Source organism: Comamonas sp. C24C (genome assembly GCF_053345995.1).
The window spans coordinates 1-17,515 of the sequence record NZ_JBKFBC010000011.1; the positions used below are offsets into that span (position 1 = coordinate 1).

The window sequence follows — 17,515 nt, forward strand, 5'->3', positions numbered from 1 at the left end:
GCCGCACTGCCGGAGCCATCAAAGACATAGTCGGTGCTGTAGTGCACCAGCAAGGCGCCCAGGCTTTTGGCTTCCTGTGCCATGACTTCGGGGGCTTCGGCGTTCAGGCGCAGGGCCAGATCCGGCTCGCTCTCGGCCTTGTCCACTGCCGTATGCGCCGCGGCATTGACGATCACATCCGGGCGTACGCTGCGAATGGTCTGCGCCAGCGCCTGCAGATCGCTGACATCGCCGCACAGGCCATTTCCATCCACATTCACGCTCTGCCGGTCCAGCGCAATCACCTCACCCAGAGGGGCAAGACTGCGCTGCAGCTCCCAGCCGACCTGACCGTTCTTGCCCAGCAGCAGCAGCTTCATGCCGAAGCCTCGCCGGTGTACTGCTTTTGCACCCAGTCACGGTAGGCGCCCGACTGCACATTGGCCACCCACTCGGGGTTGGCCAGATACCACTGCACGGTCTTGCGGATGCCGGTCTCGAAGGTCTCGGCAGGCTTCCAGCCCAGCTCGCGCTCGAGCTTGCGTGCATCGATCGCATAGCGGCGATCATGGCCGGGACGGTCGGTCACATAAGTGATCTGCTCGGCATAGGTCTTGCCGTCGGCGCGCGGGCGCAGCTCGTCGAGCAAGCTGCACACGGTCTTGACGATATCGATATTGGCCTTCTCGTTCCAGCCGCCCACGTTATAGGTCTCGCCCAGCTGGCCGGCCTCCAGCACACGGCGGATGGCGCTGCAATGGTCTCGCACATACAGCCAGTCACGCACCTGCATGCCGTCGCCGTAGATGGGCAGCGGCTTGCCTGCCAGCGCATTGACAATGACCAGCGGGATCAGCTTTTCGGGGAAGTGCAGCGGGCCGTAGTTGTTGCTGCAATTGGTCGTCAGCACCGGCAGTCCATAGGTGTGATGCCAGGCCCGCACCAGATGGTCGGAAGCCGCCTTGCTGGCCGAGTACGGGCTGTTGGGCTCGTAATTGTGCTCTTCGGTAAACGCAGGGTCCGTGGGCGCCAGCGTTCCATAGACCTCGTCGGTGGAGACATGCAGAAAACGGAAGCCGGCCTTGGCCTCACCTTCCAGGCCATTCCAATAGGCGCGCACCGCTTCCAGCAGGCGGAAAGTGCCCACCACATTGGTCTGGATGAAATCCTCGGGGCCATGAATGGAGCGATCCACATGCGACTCGGCCGCAAAGTTCACCACGGCGCGAGGCTGGTGCTGCGCCAGCAATTGCGCAAGCTTTGCGCTATCGCCGATATCGGCCTGCACAAACACATGACGGGCATCGCCCTTCAGGCTGGCCAGATTCTCCAGATTGCCCGCATAGGTCAGCTTGTCGATATTGACCACGGGCTCGTTCACATGCGCCAGCCAGTCGAGAACAAAGTTGGCGCCGATAAAGCCTGCACCGCCGGTTACAAAAATCATCTATTTCTCTTTCAAAAATAACTCTTAATTCTGGGGAAGCCAGTATTTATGGTGCTCCGATTTTTTTACTTCTTTGGTTTCTGCACCGACTATTCGTTCAGCAAGACGAATATCTGCCACCAATTTATCGAACTCACCATTTACCAAATCAACAGCCACCTCATCAAAATGAGACCATGAAACATCGCCAAACTTCACATGCTTTTCAATCATTTGAGCGCCAGCAGCAACAGCCATCATTGAACACACGCTACCAATGTCATGACTTGAAAAACCAGGAATGATTCTACGATCTTTCTTGCTAAGATTATAATAATGCCTAATCACACCTATTTGAGCGTCCTCTGTCGGAGTTGGATAGGCAGATGTGCATTGAAGGAGATAAATGTTTCTCGCTTTTTTAAAGGTACTTAAAATAAATTCCTCATAATCCGCATCAGTATATCCAGTTGATATTACAACATCCTTGTCAAATTCCGCGGCAACCGCGCTCAAATATTCTTTATGCTCTGAAATAGTCGAAGGCAATTTAATCATCTCAGGATTAAATTCACGAATAAATTCGTAGGATGGCATATCCAAAATAGAGGCAAACCAGCCAATGCCTATTTCCTTGCAGAATTCATCAACAAATTTGAACTGCTCACGATCGAGCTCAATTCCCATCCTATAGTCCCTAAATGAGGTACCAAATGGGGATTTGTATGCACTCTGAAGCTTTTCCGCAGAATAGAAACTGTCAACATCACGCTTTTGCAGCTTGATATAATCTGCTCCGGATTGCTTCGCAGCAACAATCATGGATCGCAATCTATCCATATCACCAAAGTGATTGGTAGTTATCTCTGCAATAACCTTGACTTTATAACTTTCTTTAGGAATTTCTTTTGTTATATCACCAAGAGATATTCCTTTTTTTCGAGCAGAGAATATTTTTAAGAAAGCCTCGGAAGAATATACACTGTATGGCTTATCTCCCACATGGAAGATATTAACAGATAATCTCTGCTTCTCCCCCAATATCATCTGAAGAAGCTTCTCCTGACTGCTAACAAGCCTTTCAGTAAGCGCATCATCGGTGCTGTGTGCGGCCGCATTGCTTATTCTTTTTGTAAATCCATGCTTGGTCGTGAAGTCAAATCCAATAAGGTAAACATTCTTACTTTTCCCACTCTGTTTCGCAATTTCATTAGCTACTCGCAATGCACTAACAATAATTGCATGCTCAATATAAATTTCATCAGAGAAGAAACGATGAAGTAGAAAATCTGCAGATTCAGGATTATAAGGAATGTACTCAGCTTTGATGCTCCTAGCCCCTGCAGGAATCTCCTTATCTGAAATATAAAGCTTACATTTAGGTGGCTCAATATCAAAGATATCCAGAACCCAGCCGTGATGGAAAACAGCTATATCTCCAGGATACACCAGCTCCGAATCATTCGTGTTAATGACAATACAGTCATCCAACAAGCTTAGATCCAATTTATCAAGGCTAGGCCCTTTACCAATAATAACAATATCCTTGTCATCCTTGGACTGAGCAATTTGCTTCAAAGCATCGTACATTTCAGTTCTCCATATTAGAAATTCGTATTTTGTACTTCTTTATTGGGAATAAGATTTCTCCGCAATAAGGAACCTCATCAACCCAGACAGAACAGCCATGCTCCAAAGCCAAGTTCAAGCCTGGCAGTATATCCCAACAATTCACACCCTTGACATTCTCGAATCTTGCAAATGCTCCACGCACAGCACTCAACGTGTTGTACATGGAACATCCAATGATACGAAATTCAAAATCGCCGATGGGAAGAGACAGCAAATCATCTGTCTTCAGTGATGAAGAAAGTCCAATAATTCTTGATTTGAATTTCCTAGCACTCATTCCCGTCGACAAAAAATCATTCAGTTCCGGAAGATATATTAATGACTCTTGGTGGGCTCCATTGGTGTAGATAGAGACACCCACGCCCCACTCCTTCAAGCCCGAAACAAAATTTTCAGTTCCATCAATGGGGTCCAAAACCACGTAGGACCCATTTTCGTTCCATTCCATATTGGGAAATGGAGCTAGCTCTTCTGAAATCAGATGATGCCCTGGCAGATTATCCTTGACATAATCAAAAATCAATGACTGAACCAGCAAGTCACCTTTACTGACATAGCTTCCATCTTCCTTTTCCTGGAAATCAGAACGCAAGCCCAGGACCTCATCAAGTCGACCTTTGATGATAGATACAATTGCCAAGCAATGTGCTGCAAGCATCAAGACTCCTTCGTTAAACCCTGCATATATATTGCGTTAGCAATATCAAAATCAATCGGTTCATTAATGTCTACGCTTTCTATTTTTGACACTTCCACCAAAAATGGAGTTTCACCAATACGTTTATTCTGTTGATTAATTAATTCCTGCTTATAAATATAAAGCCCTGTCGTTTCGACATACACTGGCTCTAGATCTTGTGTGCGAGGAATTTCAGCAAGATCGTAGTTCATGGGCATACCATCACGCCACATGAATTCTTGCATTTTATGGACTGTCAATGCAGAATCATGCGCTCCAGATCGCACTTTATCGACACCAACCTCTATGCTTTCAGACCTTATAAACGGAGCTGTGGCATGCGCGAGGACATAGATATCAGCCGGCCGGTCTTTAGCGAAAGCAGAAAGCACCTCATTAATTTTCGTCGAGGACTGATCCAAGCTCTTGGATCGAGAGAGATAAATCACGCCTTCTGGCAAGAATTCTTTGATGCTTGGATCACTGCAATAGACATAGATTTCATCAATATTCTTAACCTCTTTCAATGTCGAAAGAATGCAATTGACCAGTGGAACACCATCGGAAAATAATTTTGTATTTTTTCCAGGCAAGCGCTCGTTGTTCAGCTTAAGGGGGACAAATGCAATAACTTTTTTCATATATTCACTCTGGTAAATCTAGAAATGCTAGAAAGATAAATCAATTCAAAATATCTCTATAGGAAGTAGCTAATGAAAAATCATTAGCTTGCGCGGATTTCAGTGAAGTCTTAAAAAACTCCAGAAAAGCATCGGTATCTATACTATAGCTACAAAAGTCCACTCGACTATTATTTTCATCTGGCACATCTTCAATTATATTAGTACTCGGCAAAAAAGTGCGCGGATGAATATGATGCTTCATCACAATAGGGAGTGTCACTTTGCTATAGTGAGCTACGCCTGGCTTAGCACAAATTCTGGCAACATTTATTGATCCAGTAAGTGCATTACTAACGAAAAAATCAACATGGGATGCTACATATATTTTTTTCAAAATACTTTCGCCAATCAAATTCAGAATTTGAACATTCGATCTAACTCCTTCAGAAATTTTTCTAAATATCTTCATATCATTCTCAATTTCCAAGGTATCAGTCATGTTTTCATGCAAGACAGAGGTCCAACCATCTATCACAATACATGGATTTTTATATTTTTCGGCAATATAATTAATTATTTTAATACTACCTTCTACTTGCTCCAACCACGAACGCTTCTGACCAGTTATGCCTACCCACAATTTAAAGTCACAATTTCTAAAAGACTCTAAACCTTTTTCAGAGTCATAATTACTGCTAGCAATTTTCAACAGATTTTTATCACCTGCTCCGATAGAAATAATTTTCTCAGCATTTATGGCTCCATGCTGAAAGCTAAAACCTAACTTAAAAACATAGCTTTTCTTCGATTCTATAATTCCATTTATTAATTCATCACTATCATAAACACACAAATTATCAAGAGAATGACTATTCTTTAAAGAGAGAAAGTTATGACTTTCTCTGACAAAAAAGCATTTCTTTCTCTCAATAATTCCATACTCCAGCAGAAAATTAACCACAGGATACTGATCATATAGAAAATGATATGGCCTAGAAAAACCAAAAGCATATCCGATAGGTTTTTCTATTAATCCTTTGTTTATATAAAATTTGTCATTTGCAATGTTCAGAAGATGGAAGATTGCTGATGCATCAATATAGTCGCTCAAAAAAACGAGATCATTGGTCGCCGGAAAAAATATTGCATCTGCAGACGAAACATGTTGAATATGAAAATACTCAACATCCCCATTACACACAAAAATATAATTATATCCAGCATGCAAAAAATTACTGACTACTCTTGAATTAGAAGATTCAATAATAAATGGGAATTTTCCTTCCTCAATTTTATTTAATAAATCTACATAATTAGAAAAATTATTGAATTTACCTTCAAATTTTTTACATGAATCCCAATAATCTATACCAAATGTTCGCGCCACGACTTCTTTAGAGAATCCTTGATGCTTATTAATATTTTTATAAATTTGATCTCTTAACCGAACATCCAACTTCCGATTAGAACGAGCCCGCTGCCAAAAATCAATAATGTCTTGAGATAAAGAAACAGTTCCATTAATCCATACAAATTTATGCTCTTTATACTTAATTACAATTGAAAAGTTCCCACGCAATAAAAATTCATGATTAAATCCTATTCTTGAATTCTCATCATCAATAGCTGAGATATCTATTTTTTTTATCTTCCTCAGTACATCTGGACGTAATTTATTAAGAGAAATCTCAAAGTCATCGCCCATAGAGTTTTCCAAAAAAATTTGGACTCCAGGCTTTCTTGCGAGAATCCACCCCGATATATAAAAACGCTCACCTTCATAAGCGTAGTTTTCGAGCGATGGAGAGTCTAGGCAAATACGCTCCAGATAATCAGGAAGAGAATCTTGCTTCCGAATAAAGTACTTCATCTGGGACCTCTTAGAGAAATGGATTTCGACCTTGCGCAGTGACTAAAGGTCCCCAGTATCGCCAGTAATCCGCATCTACACTTCTTTTACCTTGCTTCTTATATGTCTGCATTGCTTGCCATTTATCAATAGGATTCAATATATGAAAAAATCCCATTCTGCGATCACCCACATTTTGAGCGTCAGCGCAAACATTATCACCAATATGCAGAAACTGACCAGTCAAATCGGTTAGCTTTAGGCGTTCTGTCAAGACTTCTTTCGCGATGTAATCCCATAGATCGCCACGATCTTTACGACGCTTAAGATTAGATGAAACAAAAAGCTCATAGCCGGGCAAGACACCAATATGTTTCAATATTTTCCGAATCTGAGACTCATTGTAATAAGTATCAGAAACAATCAAGACTTTTTTATCTTCCTGCAAACAAGAGTTCAGCATTTCCACCATTTCTGGTTTAGACTGAATTCGAGCAAAATCTAAGTCGAACTCGGCTTCAGCAAGCATATGCGCATCAACGTCGTCAGCTAATATCTTTGCGACCTCTTCACATATTTCAAGAATATCTACGTCACCAGACCATCCATTCCTGCGCCGCAACTCAGTTTCAGAACGGTCTCTCAGTTCATGATAAGCGTCACCATCAATCTTCAGGCCCAATTTTGCAGGGACAGACTTCTTATGTAGATCTGGTTGGTGGCTATCTCGACATAATAAGGTATCAAAGATATCAAATGATATAACTGGCCTGGTTGAAATTGTCGCTTTCAGTTTTTCATAGCTATCATTCAAATAATATGAGAATATAAATGAATCATCTTCCGTATAACTCCCCGTTCGGGCATCGAAGAAGAATTGTTTGAACCCAGCCTCTTCTGCGTAAAACGGTAGTACGCGCTCAAGCACATGAAGAACTGTTCCATCAGCGGGTAAAGGCTCATCTGGCCAATCATCGTGCGTCCACCGTTGTCTAAGCAGCTTTTCTAAGGCCTTTACTCGACACATAAACATTCCGCCAACGGGATAGGCAAAAAAATCACTGTGAGATTCAATACCAACTTTCTCACGTAAATAATTTACGCCACGCCCCTTGTTTTTGAGCCAATGGTTCACCCAAGATGGCATATTCCAAAATGACTTAGGGTAAAATAAGCCGTAATCTTTATGTTTCTCAAATATATCAATAACTTTTGCGATATGGATTTGATCGGCCAAAAGATACTCAGTAAGGTAATTCGCCCAATGATTTTGTTCGCGCCCAGAATGGAGAGATTTTTTTGAATGTAAATGAATCATGTACTCATGCTTCAAAATATCATCAGCAAACTCCACCAGAAAAGGACCAAAGTTCCGACCTTTATTAGGAACTTGTTTTATCTTTACCGCCTTAGCACGTCCACATTTTCCAAAAGCCATTTCGGCTTTCTTTACTACGTTTACAAATGGAGTGGTTATATAAAGTGTGAAATCTATAAAATATTCAGATAGAATTTTCGCGTATCTCTCTACATAATCTTCATAGTAGATATGCAACACAATCGCTAAATCGACTTCATGCCTTATAGGGGGAGTACTGACATCAATGGAACTCTGAGGCAGCCATTCTTTCTTCGGTGCTCCAGCATAACGCCCCTCTTCTTTTCCATAGGAAACATAATGAATCATAGGATTCATTTGATGCAAGTAAACATCAAAGTTGTGCTGAAGATACTGCACCCCATCAAAGTTCGCGGATGGGGGAACGTCGGAAAAAACACCGATACGGGAATAATCGTTAAATGCATCTTCAGCAGACTTGAATTGCCTACCCCTTAGCTGGCTATACCATTCAGAGTCAAAAACACCAATATCAATGGCTTTCTTCAAACTACTATTCATCTAACTTACCCCAAAAAATATTTCACAGGATTAAGATTATCTATCCCAGAGATGGCATCATCCATTTCCAGAATATCTTGAGCTCTTTGAGGGAAATTATTCCTTGAATTTACGAAATTAGTATAGTAGTTATGTAATTCAGCGTAATCCATTGGATTTTTGTAATCGAAGTTTTTCACTGCATATTCAATTGCACCTTCGGCCATATTCTCAATGGCATCAAAATATATTTGAGGTCGCATTTTTTTGTCATACACAAATTCTATTGAATTTTCGTTGCGCTTAATATCCAACAATGTTCCAACAGGGGCTGTCAACACAGCCTCGACATAAGATGAGCGCTCAATAAGTGCATTACCACTCGAAATTTTGTCTCGATGCAATATATATCCTATATATTTTTCTTTTTCGGAGTCAACTGCATTTTCGGTAGTAAAGAAATAATGACCGATAGTGGAAAATCCAAACAATCTACCAAGGATCTTCTGAGTTGTTCCAGAATAACCAAGATCTAAGCAGTTAACCGTATTCGTGTCGAACAGACCTTGATTTCTCAAGTAATCTTTATAAGCCAAATACTTCGGCAATACAATTTTTTCAAAAATAGCTCTATTTTCAAAAATTATTCCCTCTATCATTTTTGCATCTACTGGAAGTGCAAGGGAGAATACACCACATCTGTGAAAAATAGGGGAAAGGATTTCCACTTCCTGAGCGGAGAATCCGTAACGATCTTCAAGAAAATCCTCAACGCTTCCCGTGTATGAGCGTTCAAGACTCATACTAACCATCTCAGACCTACAGAGACATAATTTAAACAAAAATCGTCTAGATATATTCAGGTAAACCGCCTCCAATGATGTACCTTTTCTTTTTTTTATCAATTCATCATAGGCTTTGGTTAGGAAAAAACCTTCTCGACCAAAGAAGAATATTTTCTTTGCTCCATCAAAATTTGCTTTCTCCAACCTTTGGAAGAACATCAAAATCAAGGGCCCTAACAAAGCCCCGCCAAAATTTCTCAACGTTGCAGTCTCAGCACCTTCTTCCCCAAAGGACTCAGATGAGTTGCTAAGAAATTGTTTATTTTTACCGACTTTATACTTGCAGTAATCAATATTGAATTTTATTATTGGATATATATATGGTTCACGCTGATTTATTTCCTCATAAATAAATAGAGCATCCTCGTATTGACCTTGGCGCATTTTTTGATTGGCATATCGCAGTGACAAAAGCTTCATTTCAATACGCCCCCAAAATCACAGAATTATTTACAACAAGTCGTGTTTCACAGCCATATATCTTTGGCAAAATACCGAACACTCTTTCGATAGCATGCTCAAGCATGCCATCTTTCTCATCATTTTCAATAAATTCAAAATCTTTCGAAAGAAATCTTTTAGAGAAGTCTGAAAAAATTTGAGCATCTCCCCAAAATACAGTACCCCCAAAGAATCCCATATCTTCGATCTCATTAGTTGTCTCACCATAAACGGCGGAAACTACTTTCTCAAAATTTTCCTTATTTTTATACATCTTCTCTTCGAGATCAAAATAGCGTGCAGATGCACCGATCATCCCTAAATCAGGCCGTGCACGAAAATCAAGTTGAATCTTATGTATTAGTTCACTCGAACCTAGAATTTGTGCAGCTGAAGATGCCCTCCATCTAGAAGGCTGATCTTCGCCCTTCTTTGTATGTATTTTACAAAACTCAGAGTAATTCTCCGATATTTCGCCAATGACATTCAAAAATGGAAGAATGTCTTTTCCTTTGTTCTCAAAAACATGAACGGACTTCACATAATTCTTGCCAATTACTGATTTTTTCACCCACTCACTACATACTGTAGGCGTTGTTATAAAAATATCAAAATACTTTTCCAAGTTATTGTAAATGAAATAATCAAGAATCTTTTCCCATATAGCTTCATAAAAAACATGAACTACTAATGCGCTTTTCTTATTCATTTTTTTATCATTAAGGAAAATATGGATTTCAGCATCGATGGCCATTTAGATATGCTCGAGCAATTTCCGACTATAACTTCACCTACCCTATAGGACAGGTGCTTCTTAGCTTTTAATGCCAATGCATAATCAGAATAATCTTCTAGTGGTGGCATATTTTTAAAAGCCATCTTTTCATTTTCTAACCTGTACACCCTCACCTCTTTCAGCAAAGCGGAAGGCAAAAGCAGAATACCTACGATACTCTTTGATCTCTTTACCAATGTATTGCCAACCCGATAACTCAAGCTACTTTTAACTCTCTCGCCTGCACCATATAAAGGTTTTTTCTGATTCTTGGCAAGGTAATCCTCAGCATACATTTTTTCAATTTTTTCTTGTAAAAAATGCAGTTGTTTCAGAAGAATATCATTTTCTTTTTGAAGCTCTTCCAAATTTTTAGAATTACTTTCATTCGCTCGAAAATCTTCACCAAGCAACTCTGGCTGATTAGCCTTTAAATTTCTTTTTTTAGTCATAAACAAATCAAAGACCTAAAACAACTTTTGCACTGATAGCGATCTGGTACATGATTTGGGTCATGTCTTTCCAGAATTGACGCTTTTTCTCATCCACCTTGGGCAATACCAGCACCTGATCGCCCGCCTTGAGCCGCGTGTTCTCAAAAAGCTTGCCGGTATCCACCTGCTCATAAGCCCCATCTCTATGCGCGATCACAACGCGAGCAGCATCTGCAGACTGGGTGAATCCGCCGGCGCGGTCGATATAGTTCTTGAGGCTGAGTGAACCATCGAATGCCACAGCGTTCGGAAACAGAACCTCACCGCTCACCAGCACCAGACCATCTTTACGCGGGATACGAATGACATCGCCGTTTTCCAGCAGCATGTTGTCGCGTTGGGCGGCCTGGGCGATCTGCACTTGGCCGGAAGGCTCCACTTTTTTGGCGCGCTCCACCCATTGCAGAGCCAAGTTAGCCTCCTCCTGACGAAGCCTTGCCTCGTCACTACTTCCACTGCGGGCCGTAAGCAAGGCCGTTTCCAAACTGCGCAGACTGGTCGCCAATAATTCTTTCTGGCGATCTTTCACACTAACCCTAAAAAGCTGAATGCTCTCAGGCTCGGCATCGGGTGCCGTTTCAATGCTCTGCATCAAAGACCCTAGGCGCGTTCCATATGGCAGAACATATTCCTGCGGATTCATATGCTCGCCTTCGACGCGAACGGTAATCGTGCCGGGCTTCTTGTCGGCAGTGAATTCAAGCTCATCGCCACTTTGCAGCGCCAAAGATTGAACCTGCTGAAGCGGGTAGTACTCGGTATTTCTGACGGTGCCGGTATTGCGCGTGATGCGCAGATGCGTCGCCTGCGCCTTGGGCTTGGCCAGTTGCATGAGCTGGGCCACCGTTTCAGAACCACTGGCGAATTCAAAGCGCTTGGCGTTATTGACCAAACCTGAAACACGGACTCTGCCACCTGCAGGGGGCACAAAGATTACGTCACCATCACTGAGTTGTAAAAGCGGAAGTTGTCCGTTGAGCAAAAAGTCGTAGAGATTGAAGGTAGCGCGAACAGTGGCGCCACGCTTGACCTGTACAGCCAGAAAGCTGCCGCGCTCAGGATCGATACCGCCGGCTTGATCGAGGTAATTGAGCAGGCTATCCATGCTGGTGCCTCCGTACAAGCCTGGGCGCATGACATTTCCGCCCACGAAGATACGAACAGGCTGAGCTGCTGCCAGACTGGCGTAGCTGTAGACATTGGCACGAAACACCCGCCGCACTGCTGCTTCGATCTGCAGTTGCAGATTTTTGTTAGGCATGCCCGATACCTTCACAGGACCTACATGAGGCAAAAAGATATTGCCTTGCGGGTCAACTGTAGCGGTCTCATCAAAAGTGAAACCTCCCCAGAGCCGAACATGGATGCGATCGCCCACTGCCACAAGGTAATCGGGATTGAACTGGGTGGCACCTGCACGCGCGAAATTCCCGGTGAAAAGGTTTGCACCAAATACATCACTTTCGAGATTCGCTGTGTAATCTGCAGTCTGTGGCGCCTGCGGTAAATTAGGCACCTGTGCGGCAACGGGTCCCTCACTACGGGCTGCCGTCAGTGAAACAGCGCTTCCGCTCAGGCCCAAAGCCTGGCGCAGCTGCAATGGATCCGTGTCACTTTGAGCATGCAGGGGCGCCATTGCCAGCATTACTGCTGATCCCAGGCAATAGCTGAATATCAAACGATGCATAGTACTTGGTATTTTTTAACGGTCAGTCTCGGTGATCACGCACGATCGCCAACAGAATTTGTGCCAGTCCTGCCAACAGCAGCGCACCAATCAGAAACGAAACAATGTTGTACAGACGCCTAGGCTGCATGGGATACTCAGGCAAAGACGGGCTTTGCAAAACAAGCACCATTTTCAATGTGCGCGTGGCTTCAACCCGGCCCTTTTCCAGTGCCACCAAGGCGCTCTTGTAGGCATCCTGCATAAACAAGGCTTCTTGCTCCAGGCGCTGGTACTCTTCCACCGTCTTGTTCAAAGACTGCCCTTTGGCACTGGTCAACCGTGTCTGCTCAGCCTTGATCTGCTTTTCCACCGCCTGAATCTGTAGATCCACCTCAACAACACCTGGCGCAGAGGGAGCGAGGTAGCCCAACAACGCCGCCTTGCGGGCATTGAGCTCGGTAAGCTGTGCCTCAAGCTTGTTGACCACTGCAGCCAGGTTTTCAGCAGCAGACTGCGGTGAAATCAGGCCTTTGGCATTCTGGAAGGCAAGCATGCGCTGACGCGCATCCAGCGCATGTTCACCACGCTGCTTGACCTGTTTTTCCAGAAAGCTCACCTGCTCTGCCGCAAGTTGGTGCCCCATGGCATTCATGAAGCGTTCGCCCTCACGAACCAAAGCCGCAGTGATTTTCTGCGCCATCTCGGGATCGTATGCCTGAGCCTGAATGACCAGCACGCCCGCATATTCGTCGTACTCAACGCTCACGCGTGAGAGAAAATGCTTATGGAAAAACTCCAACGAAGCGTCATGAAAGAACATCCGAGAGAGGATGTCGTGATCATGGCTGCTGTAGTGCTCACGCAGGCCAAGTTCCTTATCCAGCAATTGCAGCATATCAAGCGACAGCAGACGGTTTCGCAACAGCATCTGATCCGAGCGAGATACACCATCTCCACCGCTAAGCAAAGAAGTGAAATCCAGGGCCTGCGAAGAAGCCATGTCGGTTCGCTGAATCAATACTTGAGCCTCGGAGACATAACGATCCGAGGCAATTACGGCCCAATAAATCATGGCCAGCAGGGAAGCCCAAATTGCAATAGCAAGGATCTTCATTCGAAGAATGGATCGGCAAATTCCCTTGAAGCGCTCTTTTTTCAAAAAATCGGTCATTTAATAGTACTGTCTTTATAGTTTTTCAGAGCATCTTCAATATCGTCAAACCAATGAGCCTGCCCCTCATGCAGCAAAATACCGGCCTGACAAAACTGTCTTAATGTTCCGTCACTGTGCGAAACCATAATCAAGCCAGAACGATCTGCGATGTGTTTGAATGCATCAGATGCTTTTTTTCTAAATGCCGCATCCCCCGCAGAGGTTGCCTCATCGGAAATATAAACATCAAAATTAAATGCCAAAGACAGACCAAATTGCAGCCGTGACCTCATTCCGGATGAATAGGTGCGCACAGGTTCGTCGAATGAAGATCCGAGTTCTGCAAAGTCTTCAATATAGGCAATCTTCTCTGCTATGGCCTCCGAAGTATCGAATCCATGGATACGACAGACGAATTTGGCATTCTGCCTGCCCGTCATGGAGCCTTGCAGCCCACCGCCATAGCCCATTGGCCAGGAAACACGGCAACGCCTCTCTACCAAACCTCGCGTCGGGGTATCAACCCCGCCAATCATATTCAGCAGCGTCGACTTACCAGCCCCGTTACGCCCCACCAACCCCACACTCACATTGGATGGGATAGTGATATTTACTCCATTGAGCACCCAGCGCCCAACCCCCTGAGGAGATCGGTAGCGTTTGTGTACGTCATTCACAATAATCATTGCGCCCTCAATTGCCGTGCAAAACGCAGTTGCAGAACCAGCCCCAAAAATATTGAGACGACCGCAAATGTATATAGATATTCGAAATTAGCTTCGGGAGCGGCGTGATATACAGGGAAATAGCTTTTTCTCAACAACTCGATCCCATGCGCAAAGGGGTTCCAGAATGCCCACTCACGATAATTAACAGGAATAATCGAGAGAGGTATTACCGCACCTGATATGAAATACAGCGGCCTGAACAAGAAATTCATCAGACTACCAATTTCCGGAACTAAATGACTGGCCACTGACAAAACTAGGCCTACCCCTAATCCAGACAGCATCAACCCGACAAAGGCAGCACAGGCCTCTAGTAGTTGGTCGGGAATGATGGGATGGCCCAGATAGCCCAAGATCAAAAGCAAAAATACTAAAATAATCAAGCCCAGCAGAGCCTCAAGACTGGACCGCACAATTACCGTATCAATGGGCCTCACCTGTCTGTAAGCAAACAGCGCCCTATTGGCATCAATGGCCCCCATAGCGCGCTGGAACACATTCTGTACAGTGAAATAGCTAGACAGTCCCAACACCAGCCAGACAGCCGTGTCTGCATTGATCATGCTATGGGCGCGCAAAGCCGTGAAGACCAGTAGCATGAACCCCGTATGCAACACGGGCTCCAGCACGATGAGTACCCAGGCACCGCGCGTGGCACTCAGGCGCGCAACGGCTTCGCGCAGGAAAAGTGCGTTCCATACCGCAAAAGTAACGGAAAGTGAACCGCGTGGAGTAGAGTTCTCACCAGAAGACGGGGCTGAGTCCAAAATAAATCCTCGTTCTTTTGGACTCAAGACGCACTGAAATCCAATCGGATGATTGTAAATGAAAACATAAGCAAAACCTTATTACAACCAGCCATCTAACCCGTTTCACATTCAATTACATTACAAATAAACTATTGAACATATGAGTTCAATTTATTTTGACTATTTTAGTATTTCAATGCAAAGGCAGTCAGCTGAAATTTTTTCAATCTGAGGAGTAAATTAGCGTATGAATATGCCATTCATCTCTCGCACCGATTTCCGAAAATATCAGTCAATAATAAAAAACCTAGATTCCTGGCATTTGACCATTAAAATCTAGTTATCGAATGTTCAAAAAATAATATTCCACAACGCCAAGTACAAAGCGGAGCCATCTTGATGCATCTCCAAGTACTCCCCAAAGAGAATCGACAATAGACTGCAGACCAACACCCCAGGCAGTCAATAATGAGAGCCTACTGTGCAATCAGGATGAACTTCTGACCGAGCACAAACATCGCTACCGTCACCGCAGCAACATCAGAGCTGCTTGCCGTCTGGATTGATATGAACACTACTCAACAAACCGCCTCCCCCGCGACACCGCGCCTGACATCTCTGTCTCACGGCGGCGGCTGTGGCTGCAAGATTGCGCCCGGCGTGCTGTCGCAGTTGCTGGCCAAAAGCAATCTGCCCAAGCAGTTTTTCCCCGATCTGCTGGTAGGCACGGAAACCGCAGACGATGCGGCCGTTTACAGGATCAACGACGAGCAGGCCATTGTGGCGACGACGGACTTTTTCATGCCCATCGTCGACGATCCCTATGACTTTGGTCGCATTGCCGCCACCAATGCGCTGTCCGATATCTATGCCATGGGCGGCACGCCGCTGATGGCGCTGGCCATCGTGGGCATGCCCATCAATGTCTTGCCGCACGATGTCATCGCCAAGATTCTGGAAGGCGGCGAATCGGTCTGCCGCGATGCCGGCATTCCGCTGGCGGGCGGCCATTCCATCGATTCGGTCGAACCCATCTACGGCCTGGTCGGCATCGGCATCGTCAATCCCAGGCAGATGAAGCGCAATGCCGATGCCAAAGACGGCGATGTGCTGATTCTGGGCAAGCCCCTCGGCGTGGGCATTCTCTCGGCAGCGCTCAAGAAGAATTTGCTCGACGATGCGGGCTACCGTGCCATGGTGGATGCAACCACCAAGCTCAACCGCCCCGGCACGACACTTGCCAAGCTTGACGGCGTGCATGCGCTGACCGATGTGACGGGCTTCGGCCTGCTGGGCCACGGCCTGGAACTGGCCCGTGGTGCCCAGCTCAGCGCACGCATTGACAGTGCCAAGCTGCCTGTGCTTCCGGGTGTTCAAGCGCTTGCAGAGCAAGGCATTTTCACGGGTGCTTCGGGACGCAATTGGACATCCTACGGCGAACATGTCGAGCTGGCTTCGTCTCTGACCGATGCTCAGAAAGCACTGCTGACCGATCCTCAGACCTCCGGCGGCCTGCTGGTTTCCTGTACCGCAGATGCCGTCCAGCAAGTGCTCCAAGTCTTTGCCGACAGCGGGTTTGCCGATGCCGCAGTGATTGGACGCATGGAAGCAGGCGCACCCAAGGTCTTTGTTGACTGAGCGCGACTGGAAATCGGAAAAACGGGACGAAGGGACACAAGCCCTCCTGCTTCCATCTCCCGCTGAATGCAGAACGCCCGGCATAGACCGGGCGTTTTTGCATGGAGGCGCCTGATGAATTCAGGGCGCCGAAGTCTCACCGACTACCTCGGCCGTGGTGCGGCGATCGATCTTGCGGCTCAGCACCACCGAGGTATAGGTCTGCTGAATGCCGTCGATCAGGCCGATGCGGTCAAGCAGCGCATCCAGTTTTTCATTGCTTTCGCAGCGCACAAACACCATGTAGTCGTACTGCCCGCTGACAGCCGACACTTCTTCCACCTCGGTGAAGCGGTTGAGCGCCTGCATCACCGAAGTGGCGGTCTTGGGCTGGACACGGATACCGCAGTAGGCACGCACGGCGGACTGCTCCATGCGAGAGCCAAGGCGAACGCCATACCCGGCGATCACGCCTTCCTGCTCCAGCTTGGCGATGCGAGCGACCACCGTGGTGCGCGCCAGATTCATCTGCCGGGCCAAGTGCGCGGTCGAGGCGCGCGCATTGGTCTGCAGCAGGCGCAGCAGCTGGCGGTCCGTTTCATCCAGTCGATATTCCATACCTTGTCTATCCAAATCTTGCCGTGCTCTTACGCAAACGCTGCGCCAGACACTCATCCCCAAGAACTCTCTGCCAGCAACTGCAGCCATTCATTTGCCAAGTGGCTTGTGTTCCTGTTTGCTATCGGCCAAACGCTTGGCGCGAGCATCAGTTGCACCCAACTGCCAATGATTGTGTCAGCTAACCCAGTTTGGTAGCGAGCTTGTCTTTTCAGATGGCAAGTCTGTATACATTTGTTTCATCCAGGCAAGATATTCAACATATCTGCACTTGCCTGTGCTTGTGGCCAGGGCAAGAGCGCGCTGCGATACCTTCAGCCGGATTACTGCCAAAGTCAGGCTTCTGCAACGAGCATTCC

The 17,515-nt window shown here is 45.7% G+C and carries 16 protein-coding genes; 1 reads left to right on the forward strand and 15 read right to left on the reverse strand.

Annotated features, from left to right (window positions below; all coding sequences use genetic code 11):
- The 14 genes from ACLBXN_RS18765 to ACLBXN_RS18830 all read right to left on the reverse strand — a co-directional run.
- On the reverse strand, nucleotides 1–359 hold a 359-nt coding region (locus ACLBXN_RS18765; protein WP_447613136.1), incomplete at its 3' end, for a sugar nucleotide-binding protein.
- Nucleotides 356–1,426 carry a dTDP-glucose 4,6-dehydratase gene (gene rfbB / locus ACLBXN_RS18770; RefSeq protein ID WP_447613137.1) on the reverse strand — a complete coding sequence of 357 codons (1,071 nt, stop codon included), beginning with the start codon at nucleotides 1,424–1,426 and terminating at the stop codon, nucleotides 356–358. The genes rfbB and ACLBXN_RS18765, both read right to left, overlap by 4 nt.
- Before the next feature lie 24 nt (nucleotides 1,427–1,450).
- A complete protein-coding gene (locus ACLBXN_RS18775; protein WP_447613139.1) occupies nucleotides 1,451–2,995 on the reverse strand; it encodes an N-acetylneuraminate synthase family protein in 1,545 nt (514 codons plus the stop codon).
- A gap of 1 nt (nucleotide 2,996) precedes the next feature.
- Nucleotides 2,997–3,695 (reverse strand): inositol monophosphatase family protein, encoded by a 699-nt coding sequence (locus ACLBXN_RS18780; protein ID WP_447613140.1) that lies wholly within the window; start codon nucleotides 3,693–3,695, stop codon nucleotides 2,997–2,999.
- Entirely contained in the window at nucleotides 3,695–4,357 is a 663-nt protein-coding gene (locus ACLBXN_RS18785; protein ID WP_447613141.1) for an acylneuraminate cytidylyltransferase family protein, read from the reverse strand. Before ACLBXN_RS18785 ends, ACLBXN_RS18780 begins: the two co-directional genes overlap by 1 nt.
- Before the next feature lie 40 nt (nucleotides 4,358–4,397).
- Nucleotides 4,398–6,209 (reverse strand): hypothetical protein, encoded by a 1,812-nt coding sequence (locus ACLBXN_RS18790; protein WP_447613142.1) that lies wholly within the window; start codon nucleotides 6,207–6,209, stop codon nucleotides 4,398–4,400.
- Nucleotides 6,210–6,219: 10 nt separating this feature from the next.
- On the reverse strand, nucleotides 6,220–8,088 hold the full coding sequence (locus tag ACLBXN_RS18795; RefSeq protein ID WP_447613143.1) for a rhamnan synthesis F family protein: 1,869 nt from the start codon (nucleotides 8,086–8,088) through the stop codon (nucleotides 6,220–6,222).
- Between the two features lie 5 nt (nucleotides 8,089–8,093).
- Nucleotides 8,094–9,332 (reverse strand): hypothetical protein, encoded by a 1,239-nt coding sequence (locus tag ACLBXN_RS18800; protein ID WP_447613144.1) that lies wholly within the window; start codon nucleotides 9,330–9,332, stop codon nucleotides 8,094–8,096.
- Nucleotide 9,333: 1 nt separating this feature from the next.
- Entirely contained in the window at nucleotides 9,334–10,107 is a 774-nt protein-coding gene (locus ACLBXN_RS18805) for a rhamnan synthesis F family protein (RefSeq protein WP_447613145.1), read from the reverse strand.
- The gene (locus ACLBXN_RS18810; RefSeq protein ID WP_447613146.1) at nucleotides 10,059–10,580 is read right to left on the reverse strand and encodes a hypothetical protein; all 522 of its coding nucleotides are present in this window, start codon (nucleotides 10,578–10,580) and stop codon (nucleotides 10,059–10,061) included. Before ACLBXN_RS18810 ends, ACLBXN_RS18805 begins: the two co-directional genes overlap by 49 nt.
- A 7-nt stretch (nucleotides 10,581–10,587) precedes the next feature.
- A complete protein-coding gene (locus tag ACLBXN_RS18815) occupies nucleotides 10,588–12,309 on the reverse strand; it encodes a polysaccharide biosynthesis/export family protein (RefSeq protein ID WP_447613147.1) in 1,722 nt (573 codons plus the stop codon).
- Between the two features lie 22 nt (nucleotides 12,310–12,331).
- Complete coding sequence (locus tag ACLBXN_RS18820; protein WP_447613148.1) at nucleotides 12,332–13,462, reverse strand: chain-length determining protein; 1,131 nt, start codon at nucleotides 13,460–13,462, stop codon at nucleotides 12,332–12,334.
- Complete coding sequence (locus tag ACLBXN_RS18825; RefSeq protein ID WP_447613149.1) at nucleotides 13,459–14,130, reverse strand: ABC transporter ATP-binding protein; 672 nt, start codon at nucleotides 14,128–14,130, stop codon at nucleotides 13,459–13,461. Before ACLBXN_RS18825 ends, ACLBXN_RS18820 begins: the two co-directional genes overlap by 4 nt.
- Nucleotides 14,127–14,966: an ABC transporter permease gene (locus tag ACLBXN_RS18830; protein ID WP_447613150.1), complete on the reverse strand. Its 840-nt coding sequence runs from the start codon at nucleotides 14,964–14,966 to the stop codon at nucleotides 14,127–14,129. The genes ACLBXN_RS18825 and ACLBXN_RS18830 overlap by 4 nt, the downstream gene beginning before the upstream one ends.
- 522 nt (nucleotides 14,967–15,488) lie before the next feature.
- Here ACLBXN_RS18830 and selD point away from each other — a divergent pair.
- On the forward strand, nucleotides 15,489–16,559 hold the full coding sequence (gene selD, locus ACLBXN_RS18835) for a selenide, water dikinase SelD (RefSeq protein ID WP_447613151.1): 1,071 nt from the start codon (nucleotides 15,489–15,491) through the stop codon (nucleotides 16,557–16,559).
- Nucleotides 16,560–16,679: 120 nt separating this feature from the next.
- Here selD and ACLBXN_RS18840 read toward each other — a convergent pair whose 3' ends face one another.
- Nucleotides 16,680–17,156 carry an Lrp/AsnC family transcriptional regulator gene (locus ACLBXN_RS18840; protein WP_043003769.1) on the reverse strand — a complete coding sequence of 159 codons (477 nt, stop codon included), beginning with the start codon at nucleotides 17,154–17,156 and terminating at the stop codon, nucleotides 16,680–16,682.
- Between the last annotated feature and the right edge of the window lie 359 nt (nucleotides 17,157–17,515).